The sequence below is a fragment of the Chryseobacterium sp. CCNWLW53 genome (assembly GCF_037083525.1).
Lineage (GTDB): Bacteria > Bacteroidota > Bacteroidia > Flavobacteriales > Weeksellaceae > Chryseobacterium > Chryseobacterium lathyri.
Window position 1 is genome coordinate 213272 of the sequence record NZ_JBAOJR010000007.1, and the last position, 19903, is coordinate 233174.

At 36.9% G+C, this 19903-nt stretch carries 20 protein-coding genes; 12 read left to right on the top strand and 8 right to left on the bottom strand.

Annotation, left to right across the window (positions count from 1 at the left end; genetic code table 11):
• Positions 1 to 19 precede the first annotated feature (19 nt).
• Together V6R96_RS20555 and V6R96_RS20560 are read left to right on the top strand one after the other, a co-directional pair.
• Positions 20 to 694: an SIMPL domain-containing protein gene (locus V6R96_RS20555; RefSeq protein ID WP_336380080.1), complete on the top strand. Its 675-nt coding sequence runs from the start codon at positions 20 to 22 to the stop codon at positions 692 to 694.
• Between the two features lie 256 nt (positions 695 to 950).
• Entirely contained in the window at positions 951 to 2147 is a 1197-nt protein-coding gene (locus V6R96_RS20560) for a vWA domain-containing protein (RefSeq protein ID WP_336380081.1), read from the top strand.
• A gap of 92 nt (positions 2148 to 2239) precedes the next feature.
• Here V6R96_RS20560 and V6R96_RS20565 read toward each other — a convergent pair whose 3' ends face one another.
• The gene (locus tag V6R96_RS20565; RefSeq protein ID WP_336380082.1) at positions 2240 to 3445 is read right to left on the bottom strand and encodes an FAD-binding oxidoreductase; all 1206 of its coding nucleotides are present in this window, start codon (positions 3443 to 3445) and stop codon (positions 2240 to 2242) included.
• Positions 3446 to 3560: 115 nt separating this feature from the next.
• On the opposite strand from V6R96_RS20565, the gene V6R96_RS20570 reads away from it, so the two are divergent.
• The gene (locus tag V6R96_RS20570) at positions 3561 to 3941 is read left to right on the top strand and encodes an STAS/SEC14 domain-containing protein (protein WP_111956020.1); all 381 of its coding nucleotides are present in this window, start codon (positions 3561 to 3563) and stop codon (positions 3939 to 3941) included.
• A gap of 166 nt (positions 3942 to 4107) precedes the next feature.
• On the opposite strand, the gene V6R96_RS20575 is transcribed toward V6R96_RS20570, so the two are convergent.
• Positions 4108 to 5307 carry an MFS transporter gene (locus V6R96_RS20575; protein WP_336380083.1) on the bottom strand — a complete coding sequence of 400 codons (1200 nt, stop codon included), beginning with the start codon at positions 5305 to 5307 and terminating at the stop codon, positions 4108 to 4110.
• A 193-nt stretch (positions 5308 to 5500) separates the two neighbouring features.
• Here V6R96_RS20575 and V6R96_RS20580 point away from each other — a divergent pair, with 193 nt between their 5' ends.
• Positions 5501 to 6361: an AraC family transcriptional regulator gene (locus V6R96_RS20580; protein ID WP_336380084.1), complete on the top strand. Its 861-nt coding sequence runs from the start codon at positions 5501 to 5503 to the stop codon at positions 6359 to 6361.
• Between the two features lie 200 nt (positions 6362 to 6561).
• Here V6R96_RS20580 and lipA read toward each other — a convergent pair whose 3' ends face one another.
• Positions 6562 to 7428, bottom strand: coding sequence for a lipoyl synthase (gene lipA / locus V6R96_RS20585; protein ID WP_111956014.1), 867 nt, complete (start codon positions 7426 to 7428; stop codon positions 6562 to 6564).
• A 109-nt stretch (positions 7429 to 7537) separates the two neighbouring features.
• Here lipA and V6R96_RS20590 point away from each other — a divergent pair, with 109 nt between their 5' ends.
• Positions 7538 to 8170 carry a hypothetical protein gene (locus tag V6R96_RS20590; protein WP_336380085.1) on the top strand — a complete coding sequence of 211 codons (633 nt, stop codon included), beginning with the start codon at positions 7538 to 7540 and terminating at the stop codon, positions 8168 to 8170.
• Between the two features lie 96 nt (positions 8171 to 8266).
• On the opposite strand, the gene V6R96_RS20595 is transcribed toward V6R96_RS20590, so the two are convergent.
• Positions 8267 to 8827, bottom strand: coding sequence for an RNA polymerase sigma factor (locus V6R96_RS20595; protein WP_111956010.1), 561 nt, complete (start codon positions 8825 to 8827; stop codon positions 8267 to 8269).
• A 145-nt stretch (positions 8828 to 8972) separates the two neighbouring features.
• On the opposite strand from V6R96_RS20595, the gene tyrS reads away from it, so the two are divergent.
• Positions 8973 to 10268 carry a tyrosine--tRNA ligase gene (tyrS, locus tag V6R96_RS20600; protein ID WP_111956008.1) on the top strand — a complete coding sequence of 432 codons (1296 nt, stop codon included), beginning with the start codon at positions 8973 to 8975 and terminating at the stop codon, positions 10266 to 10268.
• A gap of 147 nt (positions 10269 to 10415) precedes the next feature.
• On the opposite strand, the gene V6R96_RS20605 is transcribed toward tyrS, so the two are convergent.
• Positions 10416 to 10916 carry a hypothetical protein gene (locus V6R96_RS20605; protein ID WP_336380086.1) on the bottom strand — a complete coding sequence of 167 codons (501 nt, stop codon included), beginning with the start codon at positions 10914 to 10916 and terminating at the stop codon, positions 10416 to 10418.
• Positions 10917 to 11211: 295 nt separating this feature from the next.
• Between V6R96_RS20605 and V6R96_RS20610 the strand changes: the two genes are divergently transcribed.
• Positions 11212 to 13215: an ATP-binding protein gene (locus tag V6R96_RS20610; RefSeq protein ID WP_336380087.1), complete on the top strand. Its 2004-nt coding sequence runs from the start codon at positions 11212 to 11214 to the stop codon at positions 13213 to 13215.
• Positions 13202 to 13840, top strand: a complete 639-nt coding sequence (locus tag V6R96_RS20615) for a response regulator transcription factor (protein ID WP_111956002.1) — start codon at positions 13202 to 13204, stop codon at positions 13838 to 13840. Before V6R96_RS20610 ends, V6R96_RS20615 begins: the two co-directional genes overlap by 14 nt.
• Positions 13841 to 13944: 104 nt before the next feature.
• Here the strand turns inward: V6R96_RS20615 and V6R96_RS20620 are convergent, their stop codons facing one another.
• Positions 13945 to 14289, bottom strand: a complete 345-nt coding sequence (locus tag V6R96_RS20620) for a hypothetical protein (RefSeq protein WP_336380088.1) — start codon at positions 14287 to 14289, stop codon at positions 13945 to 13947.
• A gap of 303 nt (positions 14290 to 14592) precedes the next feature.
• On the opposite strand from V6R96_RS20620, the gene V6R96_RS20625 reads away from it, so the two are divergent.
• From V6R96_RS20625 to V6R96_RS20635, 3 genes are all read left to right on the top strand, one after another.
• On the top strand, positions 14593 to 15231 hold the full coding sequence (locus V6R96_RS20625; protein ID WP_111955998.1) for an alpha/beta hydrolase: 639 nt from the start codon (positions 14593 to 14595) through the stop codon (positions 15229 to 15231).
• A gap of 121 nt (positions 15232 to 15352) precedes the next feature.
• Complete coding sequence (locus V6R96_RS20630) at positions 15353 to 16675, top strand: PDZ domain-containing protein (RefSeq protein WP_336380089.1); 1323 nt, start codon at positions 15353 to 15355, stop codon at positions 16673 to 16675.
• 3 nt (positions 16676 to 16678) lie between these two features.
• Positions 16679 to 17206, top strand: a complete 528-nt coding sequence (locus V6R96_RS20635; protein ID WP_336380090.1) for a hypothetical protein — start codon at positions 16679 to 16681, stop codon at positions 17204 to 17206.
• Here V6R96_RS20635 and V6R96_RS20640 read toward each other — a convergent pair.
• Complete coding sequence (locus V6R96_RS20640) at positions 17199 to 18236, bottom strand: L,D-transpeptidase (RefSeq protein ID WP_336380205.1); 1038 nt, start codon at positions 18234 to 18236, stop codon at positions 17199 to 17201. The genes V6R96_RS20635 and V6R96_RS20640 overlap by 8 nt on opposite strands.
• 338 nt (positions 18237 to 18574) lie before the next feature.
• Positions 18575 to 19093 carry a GNAT family N-acetyltransferase gene (locus V6R96_RS20645; protein ID WP_336380091.1) on the bottom strand — a complete coding sequence of 173 codons (519 nt, stop codon included), beginning with the start codon at positions 19091 to 19093 and terminating at the stop codon, positions 18575 to 18577.
• Between the two features lie 157 nt (positions 19094 to 19250).
• Here V6R96_RS20645 and V6R96_RS20650 point away from each other — a divergent pair, with 157 nt between their 5' ends.
• Complete coding sequence (locus tag V6R96_RS20650; protein WP_336380092.1) at positions 19251 to 19871, top strand: amino acid racemase; 621 nt, start codon at positions 19251 to 19253, stop codon at positions 19869 to 19871.
• Positions 19872 to 19903: the final 32 nt, after the last annotated feature.

Below are 19903 nucleotides of genomic sequence, written 5' to 3' on the forward strand. Positions count from 1 at the left end.
GAATTTAAAACAAGAAATTATGAAATTGAGACATTTTTTATTGATCGGAATCTTTACCCTGGGAACTTTTGCAAATGCACAGGAGATAAAGAAAAATGCAATTGAAGTTACAGGTATTGCAGAAATGGAAGTGGAACCGGATGAGATCATCTTCAGCATCGGCATCAAAGCGGATAACAAGAATGAGTTGGCAGACAATGAAAAGAAGCTGTTTGAAACATTAAAGAAATACGGCGTGAAGAATGAAGACATCAAATTTAAATCCATGTACCAGAATGTATATGTTAAAAATGGAAAATTCACGAAGAGCTACCAGTTCAAAGCCAATACAAAATCGGATATCAACAAAATATTTGAAGACCTCAACCAGAAATGGGTAAGCAATCTGAATGTGGCCGAAGTGAAGAACACTAAAATTTCTGATTTTAAGAAAACCGTTAAGATCAATGCTCTAAAAGCAGCAAAAGAAAAGGCAGATTACCTGTTGGAGAGTATGGGCAAAAAGACAGGAGCTCCTCTTGAGATTATCGAAATTGAAGATTACACCAGCGATACGGTTCTTCCTGTAGCCTATAAAAGCAGCATCAGAAATGTACAGCTGGAAGCGGCAGATACTGCGGTAGATTTTTCTTTTGACAATATCGAAAATATCAAGCTGAAATACAGCATCAAAACGAGATACGAAATCCTTTAGAATTAACAGATTTAAAAGACAGTCCGGAAGGGCTGTTTTTTTGTCTTAAACAGTTTTTAAAGTTCACCAAGTGAAAGTCTCATTTCACCAAGTCTCCCAATTTTCAGCCTTAAATACAGATAATTTTACTTCAGGAATTAAAACAATAAACCTGCAACGACATTTATTACTGAAGCATACAGAAACATCGACAGTTAAAGTTCGGCCCGAAAAAATGGGTTCAATATTATAACAGATAACCAATAAAAATAGAATTATGACAACTTTAAAAATCTTAGCATTAACAGCTGGTAGCGCATTTTTAAGCTCAGGCAGTTTTTCAGACATCCGCTGCTCAAACAGCAATACATCAGGTCGGGAAGCATTTATACAAAATGCTTCAGTAGTACAGCCTGCAGTAACATCAAAGGATAATAAAATCCAGGTTGCCCTTCTGCTGGATACTTCCAACAGTATGGACGGGCTGATCGATCAGGCCAAATCAAGGCTTTGGAATATTGTGAATACTTTAACCACCCTAAAGTATAACGGACAGGCTCCACAGGTTGAAATTGCCCTTTATGAATATGGGAATGACGGGATCCGCGATGAAAATTATATCCGCCAGGTTACTCCTCTTACGCAGGATCTGGATCTGGTTTCCGAGAAATTATTTGCCTTAAGAACTAATGGGGGAAGTGAATATTGCGGTGCTGTGATCCGCGATGCCTCGATGAATCTGAACTGGGATGGCAACGAAAAAAGCATGAAACTGATTTATATCGCCGGCAATGAGCCGTTTGATCAGGGAAAAGTAAATTACAAGGAAGTCATTTCCAAAGCTAAAAACAAAAACATTTATACCAATACTATTTTCTGCGGGAATAGAGAAGAAGGGACGCAAACCTTCTGGCAGAACGGAGCAGTAGTGGGCGGCGGCAAGTACTTCAATATTGACAGTGACAGAAAGGTGATTTATATTGAAACGCCTTATGATGTAAAAATCTCAGAATGCAATACAAAGCTGAATGATACCTATATTTATTATGGAAGTCATGGCTCTGAATATAAGCTTAAGCAGGTTACCCAGGACAGGAATGCAGAAGTTCAGTCGGCTTCCAATTACGTAGAAAGAACCGTAGCCAAGTCTAAAAAAAATGCTTATAAAAACGACCACTGGGACCTGGTGGACAAAGCTGAAAGTGATGCAGGATTTATTGCTACTGTGAAGGATGATGCGCTGCCAGCTGAATTAAAAGGCAAAAGCAAGGAAGAAATTAAAAAAGCAGTTGCTGTAAAATCTGCAGAGCGTGAGAAAATCCAGAAGGAGATTGAAGAGCTGTCCAGAAAACGCCAGGAATATATTGATACCGAAATGAAAAAACGGGGCAATGCAGATTCTGATGATCTTGGGAAAGCAATTGAAAGATCTATTCTGGAGCAGGCAAAAACGAATGGATATACTTCGAAATAATAGGAATGGTGGCTTCGCAGTCACCATTTTTTTATTGCACTTTTCTTAATACCCGCTTACACTGGCGACAAAGGTTCCAGAAGCTACCAGTTTTATCTCCCGAATTGAAAATATTCAGACAACAGGTGTTTTTTATTTTTCATAAACTGTGAAGCCATTTCCATCCCTGTCACAGAAAAAGTGATCCCATTCCCCCCGAAGCCCAGGACAAAATAAGAGTTCTTAAATTTTTTATGCTCCCCAATATAAGGCAGCCCGTCTTTGGTTTCCCCAAAAGTTCCGGCCCATACAAAATCTGTATAAAAATGATAATCGGGTTTTATTTTTTTCAGGTTTTTCAGAATCTCTTTTTCTTTTTTATCGAGAAGAGCATCACGTTTTTCAGCATCGTTGAAATCTTCATCTCCACCACCGATCAGGAGTCTTCCATCATCTGTTGTACGCATGTAAATATAAGGATCATCAGTATTCCAGACCAGCGTACTTCCCATATTTTTGAATTTGTCGACATCGATTTCTGAAACGATGGCGAACGTACTTTTTAAATCAACAAAGTTTTCTTTGATCAGGTTTTTGCTTTCATATCCTATACAGTAGATCACTTTTTTAGCTTTGATCTGAAAACCGCTGTCTACTGTTACCAGATTAAAACCTTTATGATATTCCACCTTTATCATTTCAGTCTTATCAAATATTTCTAACCCTTTTCTTACATTATGTTTAAATAGTTCATGAGCAAACTTAAAAGCATCAATACTGGCTCCCTGTCTGGACACAATTCCCCCATATGTATTTTCAAGTCCAAACTTTTCTACAATTTGATCTGCTTCCAGCCATTTTATATCAAAACCGGAATTTTTTCTTGCAGCATATTCATCCTTAAGCCAACTGACATCTTTCTTTTTTGATGCGAAATACAGAGATTTCTTTCGTTTAAATCCCGCATCAGACCTGATCTGTTTTGAGAGTTTTTCGAGACTATCTATTGCATCAGAACAGGCTTTGTAGCTCTCTACAGCTCCTTTCTTACCAATAAGCTCCTCAAGCTCAAAAAGAGGAACATCTATTTCATACTGCAGCATGGAAGTAGTTGCTGAAGTACTGCCATTACAGAGTTCACGTTTATCAATCAGGATCGTTTTAAAGCCGTCACTAATCATTTGATGGGCAATAAGGCTTCCGGTAATGCCGCCTCCTATAATTAATACATCACAATCTTTATTTGATTTCAGAGACGGATAAGAAGTTATTAGTCCATTTTTTAAAAGCCAGAAAGGTTCGTTTGATTTTAGATCCATAATTGAATATTACATTTAAAACAATAACATTTATAAGTATTTTAACGATTTTTTATCAATTTATGGTGCAATTATTGTACCCAGTTTTAAAATCCAACCATTTAAAATAATTAGTATGATAACGATTATTCCAGAAGCTCCGGAAAATGTTGCAGCGTTCAGTGCAACCGGAGATGTGACGAAAAAAGATTTTGAAAACCTTGTCATTCCTCATGTAAAAGAAAAAGTAGATCAGTTTGGTGAGCTGAATTACTTATTGTATTTGGATACTGATCTGGATAATTTTACCATGGGCGCATGGCTTGAAGACGCATTTTTAGGATTAAAAAATCTTACAAAATGGAACCGTACAGCTATTGTTACAGATAAAGAAGGAGTACAGAACTTCACGGATATTTTCAGTGTTCTGATGCCGGGAGAATTCAAATCCTTTCCTAAGGAAAACTTATATAATGCACTTTACTGGTGTAAAAACGGTAATGAAGTAGAAGTTTAGCATTATACTATAAAGAGAAAGAGGCTTTGTTCTGTCGTTGAACAAAGCCTCTTTTGTATGTATACAGCTGGTTATAAGCCTTTAAGCTGTCTTATAAAATAATTAACTCATCTACATTTTTTGACAAAATTTAGAAATTGATTTGAACTTAGTCTCAGCTTTACAATTACTTATCACAAGGCACACATTCTACCGCTGTTTCATTATCAGGAGCTTGTTTGCCGTACAAATATCTATATCTTAAACTTATTGCCAGACCGATGAATGTCATCCCCACTCCTACTAACGAAGGATATTTGAAGGAAAAACCATATTCCAAAGGAATTCCGCCCAGAAATGCTCCCATTGCATTAGCAATATTAAATGCGGCCTGCATAAATGCCGCAGCCATCATTTCACTTTTTGGAGCTGCTTTCATCATCATGATATTAATAGGTGCTGCAACGGACATCGACAGTGCTCCGCAAACAAATGTCAGTATGAGTGCCATATTCTGGTTATCTGCAAAGAAAAACACTCCTGCCAGAGAAATCATCATCAGAAAGATCAATAATGCACATGTTTTTTCGGGCCCCAGCCTGTCAGAAATAAATCCTCCGGCAAGGTTTCCAACAACCATTCCGGCACCGGCAAGGATCATCACATACGCCATCTGGTTGCTTTGGATTCTCGCTACGATCGTCATTAAAGGAGTAATATAGCTGAGCCATGTGAAAAGTCCTCCAAACCCAATCGCTGTAATTCCTAAAACCAGCCATGATTGCTTATTTTTAAGAAATTTCAATTCCTCCAGGAAATGGGTATCCTGGTTGGATTCTACGGCCGGAAGCCATAATTTCAGGAACAATATGGCGAAAAGGCCGATCAGTGCTACAATTGCAAAGTAAAGTTTCCAGTGGTAAGCATGTCCGATATAGGTAACCAGTGGAACCATGATCAGATTCGCTACCGTAAGCCCTGTAAACATTAAGGATATATAAAATGCCTCCTTCCCTTTTCCAGCCATACGGGATGCTACTACTGTTCCTACTCCAAAGAACGCACCGTGAGGAAGTCCGGACATAAATCTGATAATCAGCATACTTGTATAATCAGGAGCTACCGCAGAAAGCCCGTTGAATAGTGTGAAAAGGATCATTAGAACCATCAGCACTTTTTTAGGCGGAAATTTTACGGAATACCCAATCAGTATCGGAGCTCCGATCACTACTCCCATGGCGTAAGCTGAGATGAGATGTCCTGCTTCAGGAATGGTAATTTTTAAAGTGTTGGCAATATCAGGAAGCAGTCCCATTACGGTAAATTCCGTAGTCCCTATTCCCAGACCACCTATGGCTAACGGTATTATTCTTTTATCAATCTTCATTATGAGTAAACTTCTTTTTCGAATTAATTTTAAGTGATTTTTATAAAAAATAAAAACAGAATCCCATCTTTACTTTGAAAGTGCAAAATTCGAGAGAAATATCGGTTTTTACTTCTCCTGAAATGATAAAAATTTGCTCCATATTAACCTTTTTATGTAAATTTAAAATCAGAATCAATCAAATCAGAACAGAATGAGAATCCAGAAAGAAGTCATAGAGTTTGAAAGCGGAAAGTCTTTCAAGCTTTTTTCACCGTCTTTAAAGAACTGTTTTTTCTGGCATCATCACCCGGAAATAGAGCTTGTTTATGTAGAAGCCATCAACGGAATCCGCCATGTAGGCCGGGATATTTCTGTTTTTACAGAAAGCGATCTGCTTCTGATAGGATCCAATGTTCCTCATCTTAATTTTGATTATGGTATCCAGACGGAATGCAGACAATTAGTGCTTCAGATGCGGGAGAATTTCCTTCAGGATATTATTGTTCCCGTTCCTGAGTTTGAAAACATTAAAAAGCTCCTGGAAAAGTCTTATTTAGGGCTTTCATTTTCAGGAGAAACAAAAAAGCAGGTTGTCGAAAAACTTCATGAAATCAAGGATAAAAACTCTTTTGATTCTCTGATAGGATTAATTGAAATTCTGCAGATTCTCGCCGCCTCAGATGAAGTAAGAGAACTGAATAAGGAAGACACCAGGATAAAATGGTTCCTGAATGACAAGATCAGAATGGGAACCATCTACGATTACATCCATGGAAATTATGATAAGAAGCCTAATGTCAACGAAATTGCAAAGATTGTAAGCCTTAGTACGCCTGCTTTCTGCCGTTATTTTAAAAAGCAGACCAATATGACGTTCACGGATTTTGTTAATAATTACAGGATCAATCAGGCTAAGATATTTCTGCTTAAAGATTATTCTGTGACGGAGGTTTGCTTTCAGGTAGGTTTCGAGAGCCTATCCTATTTTAATAAACTTTTCAAGCAGCATACGGGTGAAACGCCTTCAGAGTTCAGGAAAAAGCATTTGAAGAATATTGAGGTTCGGAATTGATTATTTTTTTAACCACCCCATCAAAAATTCTTTGAATTTTTGCCACCCATTCCTTGGAGGGGAATATGATCCGACAGATTTTGTCAGGAGGAAAGTGATCAATTTTTTAATTTAAGAGATATCTCTCATCACCGAGTTCATTACTCAAAATATTAAGTGTTTAAAATAAAAAAACCGCTCCAATTGAAGCGGTTATATTATTAGTGAATATGTTTTTCAGCATGGTAGGAACTTCTTACCAACGGTGAGCTTTCTACGTGTCTGAAACCTAAGCTTCTTGCAAAATCTCCCAATTCATCAAACTCTTCCGGCGTAATGAATCTTTTTACCGGCAGATGTTTTTTAGTAGGCTGAAGATACTGTCCAAGCGTGATTACATCTACATTGGCATTTCTGATATCCTCAATGGTCTGGAAAACCTCATCTTTAGTTTCACCCAAACCAAGCATTACCCCGGTTTTGGTTCTTCTCTGGCCAGCTTCTTTTAGGTATCTCAGAACTTCTAAGCTTCTTTCATATTTAGCCTGGATCCTTACTTCTCTTGTCAGACGTTTTACGGTTTCCATATTGTGAGAGATCACTTCCGGAGCCACTTCTACCAGCCTGTCGATATGTTTGGTAAGCCCTTGAAAATCCGGAATAAGAGTTTCCATCGTCGTTCCCGGAGAAATTCTTCTTACCGCATTTACAGTCTCAGCCCAAAGGATGGAGCCCATATCTTTTAAATCATCACGGTCCACAGAGGTAAGAACAGCATGCTTGATCTTCATTAATTTAATAGAACGGGCCACTTTTTCAGGCTCATCCCAATTAACATCAAGTGGTTTTCCTGTTTTTACACCACAGAATCCGCAGCTTCTTGTACAGATATTTCCTAAGATCATGAACGTTGCCGTCCCTTCTCCCCAGCATTCACCCATATTCGGACAGCTTCCGCTCTGGCATATGGTATTTAATTTATATTTGTCGACCAAAGTCCTAAGCTCTCTGTAATTCTTTCCGGTAGGAAGTTTTACGCGGATCCACTTTGGTTTTTGAACGGTAGTATCTTGAACTAAATTCTCCATTTATTTCTCAAATTGAGCTTCAAAGTTAGTGATTTTTTTATCGAAACAATCAAAGACAAACATTGATGAAACATATAATTTAGTAATTTTAAACCACCAAAATTAAATTATGAAGAAGATCTTTTTTACCCTATCCCTTATTATCAGTACATTTTGCTTTGCCCAGAAAGAACTTCAGCCGGCAGGTTCAGAAATCATTGATACTGTGGAAGGCGATCTGGATGGTGATAAAATTCCTGAAAGAGTGGTTATTTATACTACAGCAGATGAAGGTGAACTGGGTAAAATCCGTGAGATCCAGATTCAGAAAAAAAGTGGCGGAACATGGATGATCCTGAGTAAATCAAGGAATGCTATTCTTGAAAGTGCCGGCGGAGGGATGATGGGCGATCCCTACCAGGAAACAACTATTGAAAAAGGAATCCTGAATATCACCCAGGCAGGCGGTAGCAGCTGGAAATGGAGCTACACGGATAAATACAGGTTTCAAAACGGCCATTTTGAACTGATCGGCCATTCTTCAACGTATGGCAGACCCGGAGATTATTGGGCAGACATAGACTTTAATCTTTCCACAGGACAGCTCAATTATAAAAAAGAAGTTGAAAATACTTCTGAATATGGTAAATCCAAGCAGGAAACCTATATTAAAAAAGGATTGAAAATAGATCTGCAAAACAGGAATCAGAAGGAGCCGAGGAAAATTGTTCTTCCTAAGACAAAAGAGGAAGTGTATTTGTGAAAATTTTGAATCATTAAGATTCTATTAAGCCTTTAAGATTATTAAGGTAAGCTTTGCTTTTAAGACTGAATGAAACTGATTATCTTACTTAATCATTTAATTATCATCAAATTCATTATTTTTTAGCAGCTCGGCAAGGACTTTCTTAGCACGCATCACCCTTACTTTAGTATTGGCGACGGAAATTCCAAGCTCTTCTGCAATTTCCTTGATGCTTTTTTCTTCAAAAAAACGTAGTTTAATAATATCCTGGTAATTGGCATCCAGCGATTCGATAGTCTTGATGATCTTTTTCTGCTCTTCATTGGAGATCATCAGCTCTTCCGGAGATTTTGCGAACTGGTTTTTAACCTCATCCAGGTTTTCGGTAGGATCCTGGTTTTCGCGGCTTCTTTTCCGCCAGAAATCAATGACTGTATTCTGGGCAATAGTTAATACCCAGGTTTTAAACTGAAAATGCGGATCGTACATATCCAGTTTCGACAGCACTTTGGAAAAAACATTCACCGTAATCTCATCTGCATCATTTTCATCTTTTACTTTTTTCATGACAAAAGAGAAAACATCCACCCAAAAAATATTGATGAGCTTGGTCTGGGCCTTCTGGTCCTTTTCTTTTGCCTTTTGAATAAGCAGAAATAGCTGTTCTTCGTTCATTATTAACAAATATAATTTTTTTAAGTGAAAGCACAAAGGTGCAGACAGGCCTTTTTATCCTTTGATTTTTTTACCTTCTGACATCTCTTCTCTATACTCCTGAATTTACTATCTTTGCATCGTAAAATTTTAAAGAAAATTATAGATGAATTCCTTTATAGAAGAACTAAAATGGCGTGGTCTTTTTGCCGATATGATGCCAGGAACCGATGAACAACTGAATAAAGAGGTAACTACTGCATATATTGGTTTTGACCCGACTGCTGATTCTTTGCATATCGGAAGTCTTATCCAGATCAAAATTTTAGCACATTTCCAGCAGCACGGACACAAACCGATTGCTTTGGTAGGTGGTGCTACAGGAATGATCGGAGATCCCTCAGGAAAATCTGCCGAGAGAAACCTGCTGGATGAAGCCACTCTTCTTCATTATGTAGACTGTTTAAAGAACCAACTTTCAAGGTTTTTGGATTTTGACGGAAATGGTCCTAACAAGGCTGAATTAGTCAACAATTATGACTGGATGAAAAATATTTCTTTCCTTGATTTTGCTAAGAACGTAGGGAAGAACATCACCGTTAATTATATGATGGCTAAAGATTCTGTGAAAAAGAGATTTTCCGGGGAAAGCGGTGCAGACGGGATGAGTTTTACGGAATTCACTTACCAGCTAATCCAGGGATATGATTTCCTTCATCTGTACCAAAATAACAATGTAAAGCTTCAGATGGGAGGTTCCGACCAGTGGGGAAATATCACTACAGGTACTGAACTGATCCGCAGAAAGGCCCAGGGAGAAGCATTTGCATTAACAGTTCCTTTGATTACTAAAGCCGACGGTTCTAAATTCGGGAAGTCTGAAAGCGGAGAAAATTACTGGCTGGACAAAAAGAAGACATCCCCGTACAAATTCTACCAGTTCTGGCTGAATGCTACCGATGAAGATGCTGAAAGATTCATTAAATTCTACACATTCATTGGAAAAGAAGAAATTGAAGCCTTAATTGAAGAGCACAAAGCAGCTCCACATGAAAGAAAACTTCAAAAGAGACTGGCTGAGGAAGTAACGGTATGGGTACACGGCAGAGACGAATATGAAAAGGCAGTAAAAGCTTCGGAAATTCTGTTCGGACGCTCTACAGCTGAAGATCTGGTAAGTCTGGATGAAGAAACTTTCCTTGAGGTTTTTGACGGTGTTCCGCAAAAAGAAGTTGCCAAAGCTGATGTCCTGGGAATTAGTATTGTTGATCTTCTTTCTGAAAAATCAGGATTTTTAAAGTCTAAAAGTGAAGCTCAAAGGGAGATCAAAGGAAATGCAATTTCCGTCAACAAAGAAAAGGTAAACGATACTTATACCGCCAATGAAAGTGATCTTATCGACGGTAAATTTTTACTGCTTCAAAAGGGTAAGAAAAGCTACTTTATTGTGAAGGTACTGTAAAAATTTTCAATAATATTATTCAAAAAAGAGAGACTCAGGTTACAGAGTCTCTCTTTTTTAATACAAAATTTAACCTGAAAAGTTACTCCATCTTTGAAGAGAGTTAGAGATAAAATTATTAAAGCTTTCCTGTATATAAATAATCATTTAATTGAATGAATAATGCTTCGTAAAATCGGCCCCGTTGGTTGTTAAATTAATATTTTCATCAACTACTGCGGTTCCGTTTTTTTCTATTTTATAAGTTCCCGTAATAGAAGAGTTAAAGTTCACCACCTGAATGGAAGCTGACAAGCCTGCAATAGGGGAATTGGTCTCAATAATATAGGTTTTGGTAGAACCGGTAAAACTATTGTCGTTTAATCCTACAGCTGTTTGTCCGTTTTGAATGGTCCCATTAATTTTCCATATGGAAGTGCTGTTTTGATGATCACTTCCTGAAGCAACTACCGAAACATAATCATCGGTAGAATTTACCCCGTTCAAAGTAACTGTTATTTTATAATTGGCGCCTCCACCTACAACTTCTCCCCCTGCATCAACATCGTCATCATCTTTGCTGCATGAAGATACAAAGCCTAAGAGAAGCGCTGTCATCAAAAAAGCAACTGCATTTTTGAATGTTCTGTGTAAATTGATTTTTTTCATAATTCTCATATTTTAATTTTTAAACTAATTCTTATCTGCATTTATTTCTATGTTTTTTCATCAAACCTTTCAATGTCTTTATTATTCATGCTTTAAAGTTGATTCAGATATGTATCACAAAACTATTCTGTATGTCCGGAAGGAACAATACATAAAAAACAGTATTTACATCTACCTATTTTTAGGTATTTCATGCTTATCTCCAAGTAGCTATCTTAAGAAAATGAAGTACACTACAGGTGCATATTGTTTTTTTTAATAAATTCATAATATAAATCATGATTACACAGAAAGCATGAGAAAAGAATTGCTTGCATTATTAATCTCGTTTTTCGGCATACTCAATATTGAGGCACAATCTCTTTATTTCTATTCTTTAGAGAAAAAGAATAGTAATTTTGACAGTCTGGTTCTGGCTGCCAACAATGAAGCTGTGGATACGGTAAAAGCCATTAAGTCTTACCAGATTGCTGCAACCTATTTTACCAAGCAGGATATTGAAAATTATCAGAAGTACCTGAAACAAGGTCTGGAAAGCTCTTCCAACAGTCCGGTGTACAGAGATATAGGACTTTATTATCAGTCCATTATAAACTATACAAAGACAGATGCCGTTAATCTTCTGGAAAAAGATTTCACAAACATTGAATCGCTTTTGAAAAAATACAACAGTAATGAAGCCAAAAAAATAAGGATCATCATGTTCCAGAATAAAGCGTTATTCAAGATCATTCAGAATAAGGAAGTAGAGTCTATGAACATCATCACGAATAAAGCAATACCCCTGGCCAAATCCCTGAAAGATTATGAGCTTACAGGAGCTTTATATAAAAGTATCGGAGTCTTGTTCTATAACTCCAAGGACTATCCCAAAGCAATAGAATACATGAACTTGGCTGAAAATTCTATCAACAAACTGAAAAGACAAACAGCACAGTCCAAAGCTATTAAGGGAGAAGCTGTTTTGTTTAAGGCAGATGCTCTGATGAGAGAAAACAAAATGCCGCAGGCAAATACAGAATTAGAGAAAACCTATTCCATCATCAAAGATTATCCTGAATCCAATTTTTATTCACTCTATTACTGCACTTTAGGATATTATCATATGAAGCAAAAAAATTACCCGGAAGCGGTAAAGCTTTTTGCCAAAGGGTTGAGCAATGCAGAAAAATATAAAAATACAGTTATTGCAGAAAGAATAAAGCTGTTTGAAGGGCAGCTCAACAGTGAGCTGAAAGACTATGGAAAATCCAATAAGATTTTTAAAGAAGTTTATGCCAGCACTCCCTATCAAAAAAACAGGCAGGAAGTTTTAAAAGAACTTTCTAAAAATTACACCGCACTTAAGGATACAACTAAAGCCAACCTGTATGCTGAACGATATATAGATTCTTTTGACAGCCTGAATACGGTTTCTATCCATAAAAACATTGCCATTCTTGAAGCAAAATACAGAAAATCCGAAAGAGATAAAGAATTAGTACAAAAGCAGCTGGAAATCAGCAAGAAAAACAAATACATGTGGATTCTGGGACTTGCCTCCCTGTTATCAGCCGGCTTTATCATTTTAGGTCTTTTAAATTTTAAAAAGAACAAAAAAATTTCGGAACAGCGCGAAATAAATCTTCAACAGGAAATAAAAGAAATTCAGCAAAGAGAAGAACTGGCCCTTACAAAAGCTATTCTGGAAGGAGAAGAAAGAGAAAGAGCCCGTATTGCCAAAGATCTTCATGACGGCTTGGGCGGAATGCTTGCCGGAGTTAAAATAAATTTTTCTACCTGGTCTTCAACCCACCTTGAAGCAGGCCGGCATAAAGATTTCTACAAAATCCTAAACCAACTGGATAATTCAGTTACCGAACTGCGACATGTGGCTAGAAACCTGATGCCGGAATCCCTTTTGAGCTTCGGACTGGAAACCGCTCTTAAAGATCTGTGCGAGTTCTATATCCGAAAAGATCTTAAGGTAGACTTTCAGCCTATTAACATTAGCAAAAGTACTCCTTTATCCATACAGCTTAATATTTACAGAATTGCACAGGAATTATTGGCCAACTCCGTTAAACATTCGGAAGCAACCAATATACTGCTTCAATGCTCACAATCTGATGAAAACTTCATGATCACTGTAGAAGATAACGGAAAAGGATTTAAAGAAGAGGATTACAGGAAGTCTCAAAGTATGGGCCTTCATAATCTTAAAAACAGAGTAGATTATCTTAAAGGCAAAATGGAGATCAATTCGGATAACGAAGGAACAACTATTAATATTGAATTAAATACCCATGCAGTCTCATAAAATAAATATCGTTATCGTAGATGACCACCCTATCGTTATAGAAGGATTAAAAATGATGCTGAAAAGCCAATCATTTCTTACTGTTTCGGAAACTTTTACATCCGGTTCGGACCTCATCAGTTTTCTCCGGTCCAATGAAATAGATATAGTTCTTCTGGATATCACACTGCCGGATGCCAACGGAATAGAACTTTGCCTGGAAATCAAAAAAATATCGCCAAAAACTTCCGTGATCATGTTCAGCAACCGTTCGGAACGAAGCATTATCATGCAGGCTATCCAGAATGGGGCCAGCGGATATATCCTTAAAAACACATCAATAGATGAACTGGTAATGTGCATCAAAGGGGCTCTTTCGGGAAATATTGTTTTTTGTGAGGAAACAAAGCAGATCATCAGCAGACCTTCACAGAACGATCTTCCTGTGCCAAGGATTACAAAACGGGAAAAACAGATCCTCCGGATGGTAGCGGAAGGAAAAACAAGTGCCATGATTGCCGAAGAACTTTTCCTCAGCCCTCTTACTGTAGATACACATCGTAAAAATTTATTACAAAAATTTCAAGCAAAAAATTCTACGGAGCTTATTAACCGTGCCATACAGCTCCAATTAATCGAGGAATAAATGCTGATAAAATTTTAATGAAAACTTTTGAACAGAAAAATCAATTTATAAAACAAAAAAACCGCTTTTATAAAAGCGGTTTTTTTATATATAAGTAAGTTATTCTATAATTCTAAGAAGCTGTAATCAATAGAAGCTACCATAGGCCCTGCTCCTTTTTTCTTATCGGTTCTTACGATCTCGCCGTCTATCCAAAGATTAATGACCAATTCTGAATCGGCATCCGGAAGATCGGCTTTCGCATCAAGGTTTAACTGCGCCTGGCTGGAATTCACAAAAAATTCGCCACTTGTCCAAACAGTTCCTACAGGATCGAAAATATCAGTTTTAGATGTTCCTACCTGTGTTACGATAGCTCTGATAACTCCTCCGGTAGTTGTTTTCACTTCAAACTGAACAACATGATCTGCGAATTCTTCTTCGTCGTTATCCTTTTTACAAGAATTCACCACAGTAATTACCGAAAATAATAAAACGAATAAAAAAGAAAGTCTAAGTAAACTTTTTGATTTGTAAAATTGCTTCATTTCTCCAAATAGATTTTTAATGTTTCAAATATAAGTTTTTTATTAATATAAAAATAACTTTTATGAAAAATTTCCAATAAAGTTTTCTAAATAATATCAAATCAATAAAAAAGCACAAGTACAGCAGCAGCCTATATTTGAGCGTGTGCTTCCCTAAATTATTAAGTATAAAAACCAGGTTTGTATTTTAGATTTACAATATGATTTATTAATTATATTTGCTGTATGAATTTAGATTATATAGTAAGAGAACCGGAACATATCACCTCAAATACTACCGTCCTTTTCATGCTTCATGGCTATGGCAGCAATGAGCAGGATCTTTTCAGTTTCAGGGAAACTCTTCCCGCCGACTGGCTTATTGTAAGCTTCAGGGCACCCAGAGATACCCAGTTTGAAGGATATTCCTGGTTTGATATTGATTTTAACAATCCTGAAAACTTCATTGACATTTCCCAGGCCAAGGAATCTTTAAATGCAGTGCTAGAAAATATTCTGAAAATTGTGAATCATTACGGACTTATTGAAGGTAAGGTACATTTGTGCGGCTTCAGCCAGGGCGGAATACTTTGTTACGCTTTAGCTTTAAAGCACCCTGATCTTTTCAATTATGTGGCATGTTTAAGCAGCTATCCTGAGGAAAAGCTTCTGGATGGCATCGTAAAAGACAAAAAGAAGCTGGAAAGACTCCGTTTCTTCGTATCTCACGGAACAGATGATGCTGTTATCCCAATGGAATGGGGAAGAAAAGCCGCAGACCTTCTGTATGACCTGAGCTGTTATTTTACGTTCAGAGAGTATATGAGCGGACATGGTGTGAATCAGAAGAACTATATGGACCTGATGGATTTTTTCTCAAAATAAAACCCAACCCATTTCATTTTTCTTCAACTAATATTACTTCTTCATTGAAGTTTATATAAACATTCCTGTTTTTGGAATGTTTTTTTATAGATAGTAAGGATAATTTCAGTAAATTCAGTAAATGAAACTTCTGCTTTCTTTACTGACATTATTCTTAAGCATTTTTATAAGTGCACAGAATACTTTTGAACTGGTTAAAGTTAAAAAAGCGGTTATTCCTTTTAAGCTTATCAATAACCTTATCTTCATTCCCATCAATGTTAATGGTGCAGAGCTTACCTTTATGCTTGATACCGGAGTTGCGGAAACCATTCTTTTCAGCCTGGACAATAAAGAGATCAGGCTGCAGAATATTGAAAAGATCAAATTTTCAGGGCTTGGAGGAAATGTAAGTATAGACGGTCTTAAATCTGATCGTAATACTGCAAAAATAGGTGATAATATCATCAATTCTTCTATGCTTCTGTATATTGTCATTGATGAAGAATTCAATATTTCACCTCATATAGGAATTCCTGTGAACGGAGTAATCGGGTATCATTTTTTTAAGAATAATCCTATTTTGATAGATTATACAACCAAAAAAATAACGGTCTATCAGGATACAGATGCATTCAAAAAGAAAGTCCGAAAGTTTGATGAGTTTCCTATGAGTGTGGAAAAGGACAAACCTTACATTAATGCTGATATAGAAATGACCAGGGAAAAGAAAAGCTCAAAACTGCTCATAGATCTCGGTAACAGTGATGCTATTTGGCTATTCCCTACCCTTATTAAAGATTTTGTGTACAACAGACCCAACATTGATGATTATCTGGGCCGTGGCTTCAATGGAGATATTTACGGTAAAAGAAGCCGTATCCATAATTTCTATCTCGGAGATTTTAAATTTGAAAAACCGCTCACAGCAATGCCTGACGAGTATTCTATTCAGCATGTTAATCTGGTAAAGGATAGAAAGGGATCCGTCGGGGCTGAAATAATGCGTAGATTTTCTGTCGTTTTCGATTATAAAGGTGAGAAATTGTATCTTAGAAAAAACAGGAATTTTGATGAGCCTTTTCATTTCAATATGAGCGGACTGGATTTTAAACAGGACGGATTGGAATGGCAGGAAGACCGGGTAAAAATAGAACCAAAAAAAATATCGGAAGCAAGCAGTGAGATTTCCGTGGTCAATAATTTTCAGTATAAGTTTACATTGAAACCTATTTTTTCCGTTGCTGGAGTAAGAAAAGATTCACCGGCATTTATAGCAGGGCTCAAAAAAGATGACCGCATAATCACGATCAACGGAAGCCGGACTTCCGATATGACCATGGAAAAGATTATGGAGCTGATGAAATCTGATGAAGGAAAAAATATCACAATGGTGATTCAGAGAAAAAATAAGGAAATGACATTTAGTTTTGTGTTAGAAGACCCTATACCCTATCAAGATTAAAATATGAAAACCGAAGAAAGCACAATAGATAAAATAAGAACCCGCCCAAGATTCAAGATGTTTACGCATCTTACCAAAGAAGAATATGCGGAAAATCTGAAAAAGTATCTTGCCGACCATAAGAATGAATTTTCCGGAAATATCAACAAGGAAATGGCCACGATCTGCGTTGAAACTGAATATGACAATTACTGGAAACCCAGGCTGTCTTTACGGATAGAAATTGAAGATGACGAAACTGTCATACGGGGAGTATTCGGCCCCAGCTCTGCTGTATGGACTTTCTTTATGTTCCTCTATTTTTTCTTTTCTATCCTGTGGATGACTTTCTTTACAATGTATTACGTGGAAAATCAGATAAAAAGCGCTGAGTTCCCGTGGGCCCTGAGCGCTTCATTTGTTATGTTGTTCTGCATCTTTCTTACCTATGCAGCTGCCAGATTCGGGCAATACAAAGGCAAAGAAGAAATGCTTAAGCTTAGAAGGTTTGCGGAAGAATCTACTTCACAGTTTGAAAAGAAAATCAGTTAGCAGGAACTTCTGCAGGTTTTTCTTCCTGGATTGGAGCTGCCATAGCTTTAGCTGTTTTAATGGAATCTGATACTTTTTCTCTGTTGTCCTGTTCCTTGATCATTTTATCAATATGAGGCTCCAGTAGCTTAGTCATTTCTTCCACTGAAATATTATTGGCATTGGGATCATCCAGAAGCTTTCTCCACGGCTTTCTGCCACCCCATTTGTAATCTCCGAATACCATTACGGGTGTTCCTTTTGCTTTGGTTGTGGCACCTCCGGGATTCAGAATCCAGGTATCTGCATAAGAATACAGCCACTGGGCATCTTTCATCAATAAACGTAAGCATGAATGCGATGCCGGATAACCGGGAAGATCATACTGGTGCCATCCAATACCTCCGACATTGTGAATATTAAAATTATAAGGAAGTTTCCACTCACTGCTTACCGTTGAAATCGAAAGTTTCTTTTTCCAGTTGGCAAAAGTAAGTCCACGTGTTGTCTGCGCAGCTTTTTTCCCCATACTTGTTGGACCCCATTTGACAAGGCTACCATTGGAATAAACACCGTAAGCCTGTATTGGATAGGAAAAGATGACGAATTTTTTCACCCCGCTCAATATATCAAGCTGCATTGGAAAAGGTGAATATTCCATAAGTGTCGTGTCTATTTTTGCAGGAACGACCAACGTATCGGCATTCCATCTATTTTTAGAATCAAGTCTGTTTAATGCAAGAATCGCATAACGCTCCTTCTCACTGTATTTTTTACTGAATTCTGCATAGATGGAATCTCTTAGCTTTTTATCTTTGGGAAGTACTAGGGCATTATAAAAACCGTTTTCCTGCATTGCCGGTGGTACAGATTCTTTTTTTACAACAGAATCTTTCTTAATGGAATCTTTTTCTACAGCAGAAGTTTCTGACGAAGAAACCGTATCTTTAAAAGTATCGCTTATTTTTTCAATTTCTTTCTTACAAGAAATCAGCATTGCAGCACAAAAAAGAGCATATAAAAATGATTTTTTCACAGATATGTTTTTCATAAATAAAACAGGTCATTTAGTTGGGTTACCCATTGCAAATATCAGACCTTAATTTGAATCCCAAAAGACATTATAAAAAATACCGTAAAAAAACGGTATTAAAGTATATTATTTACAATAGCTTATTGGTTTTAGCATAAATAAGAGCTTAGCGATTATATTTTTGACGGTTACACTCAGAAAATAATCTGTATCCGGTTTGTTTTCATCTTTGATTTAAGAATAAAGCGTTGTTTCTATATATTTTTTGGAGGATCTCATATTCGTTATTATGAAATTTACGGACATGATCAGGGGTAATATCTTTAAATGCATTTTCTTTGCGACATGGAATATGTTTAATTTGTGCCTGATAAATCAATTTCAAACAAACTGAGTTCAGCGTTATGATAATGCCCGGGAAGGCCATCAGTATCTTTAAGTTGTACCAATCCTAGAAAAGCAAAGCCGCATTTTTTATAATGATTGATCAGAGGAGTATTCTCTCCAACCGTATCCATCCTTATGAACTGTTTATTATGCTCTTTCGAATATTTTTTTGCCCAGTCTACTATCTCAACTACCAGATTTTGACCTCTAAATTCCGGATTGGTAGCGATACGATGAATATACATTGCCGGGTCAGCATTTTTTTCTGACCAAATCTGCGGGTCACTGAAAGCAACTGCCCAAATACAGGCTATTTCATTATTTATTACAATCTTCCATTGTCTTTTTTCATCAATTTCAGTTTCTATCAGACTTCTCTCAAATTCCGGCCACAGAACAATATTTTTTGTTCTTTGGAAATCAGTTGCCAAACGATATAGCCTGAAAATCTCTTCAATATCCTGTCGGTTGCTATTCTCTATGATCATATTTTGAGCTTGATGGGTTATCTAACAAAAATAGGGATAAAAAATAAATTTTTCAATGTCTGTACCCATTCTTAAAGTCATTAATATCCAACCGATATGCGGGATACATTGAAAACTTTTATCTAGATTTGTTTTCAATTACAAACAACAGAATCTTATGAAAAAAATAGGCTTGGTAGGCGGAATTAGCTGGGTATCTACGTTGGACTATTATAAATTCATCAATGAAGGAGTCAATGCCAGACTGGGAGGGCTGAATGCTGCCGAATGTATGATATATTCCTTAAATTTCGGAGACATTCAGGCAAAAGGATGGACCAATTCCTTTGAATTATTACGGAAAGCCTGTGAACACCTTAAAAACACCGGAGCAGACAGCATTGTTCTATGTGCAAATACAGCCCACTTATTTGCAGACGAGCTTCAGGATACCGTACAACTGCCCATTCTCCATATTGGGACAGAAACGGCAAAAGCAATACGTAAAGCCGGATTTACAAAGGTCGGACTGTTGGGAACAAAATTTACCATGGAAATGGATTTTTACAAAAATAAACTTCAGGAATATGGGCTTGAAGTACTGATCCCGGAAAACCAGGAAACAAGAGATTATATTCAGCATACGGTCAAGGAAGAACTGGGAGTAGGATTTATTAATCCTGAAACCAAGACCAATTATATTTCCATTGTAGAAGACCTTATCAGCTGTGGAGCAGAATGTATTATTCTCGGCTTGGAGTTGCTACCTTTGTTAGGACAAGATTCTTATACTCTTTAACTTTAATATTATGAAAAAAGTTAGAAAACATT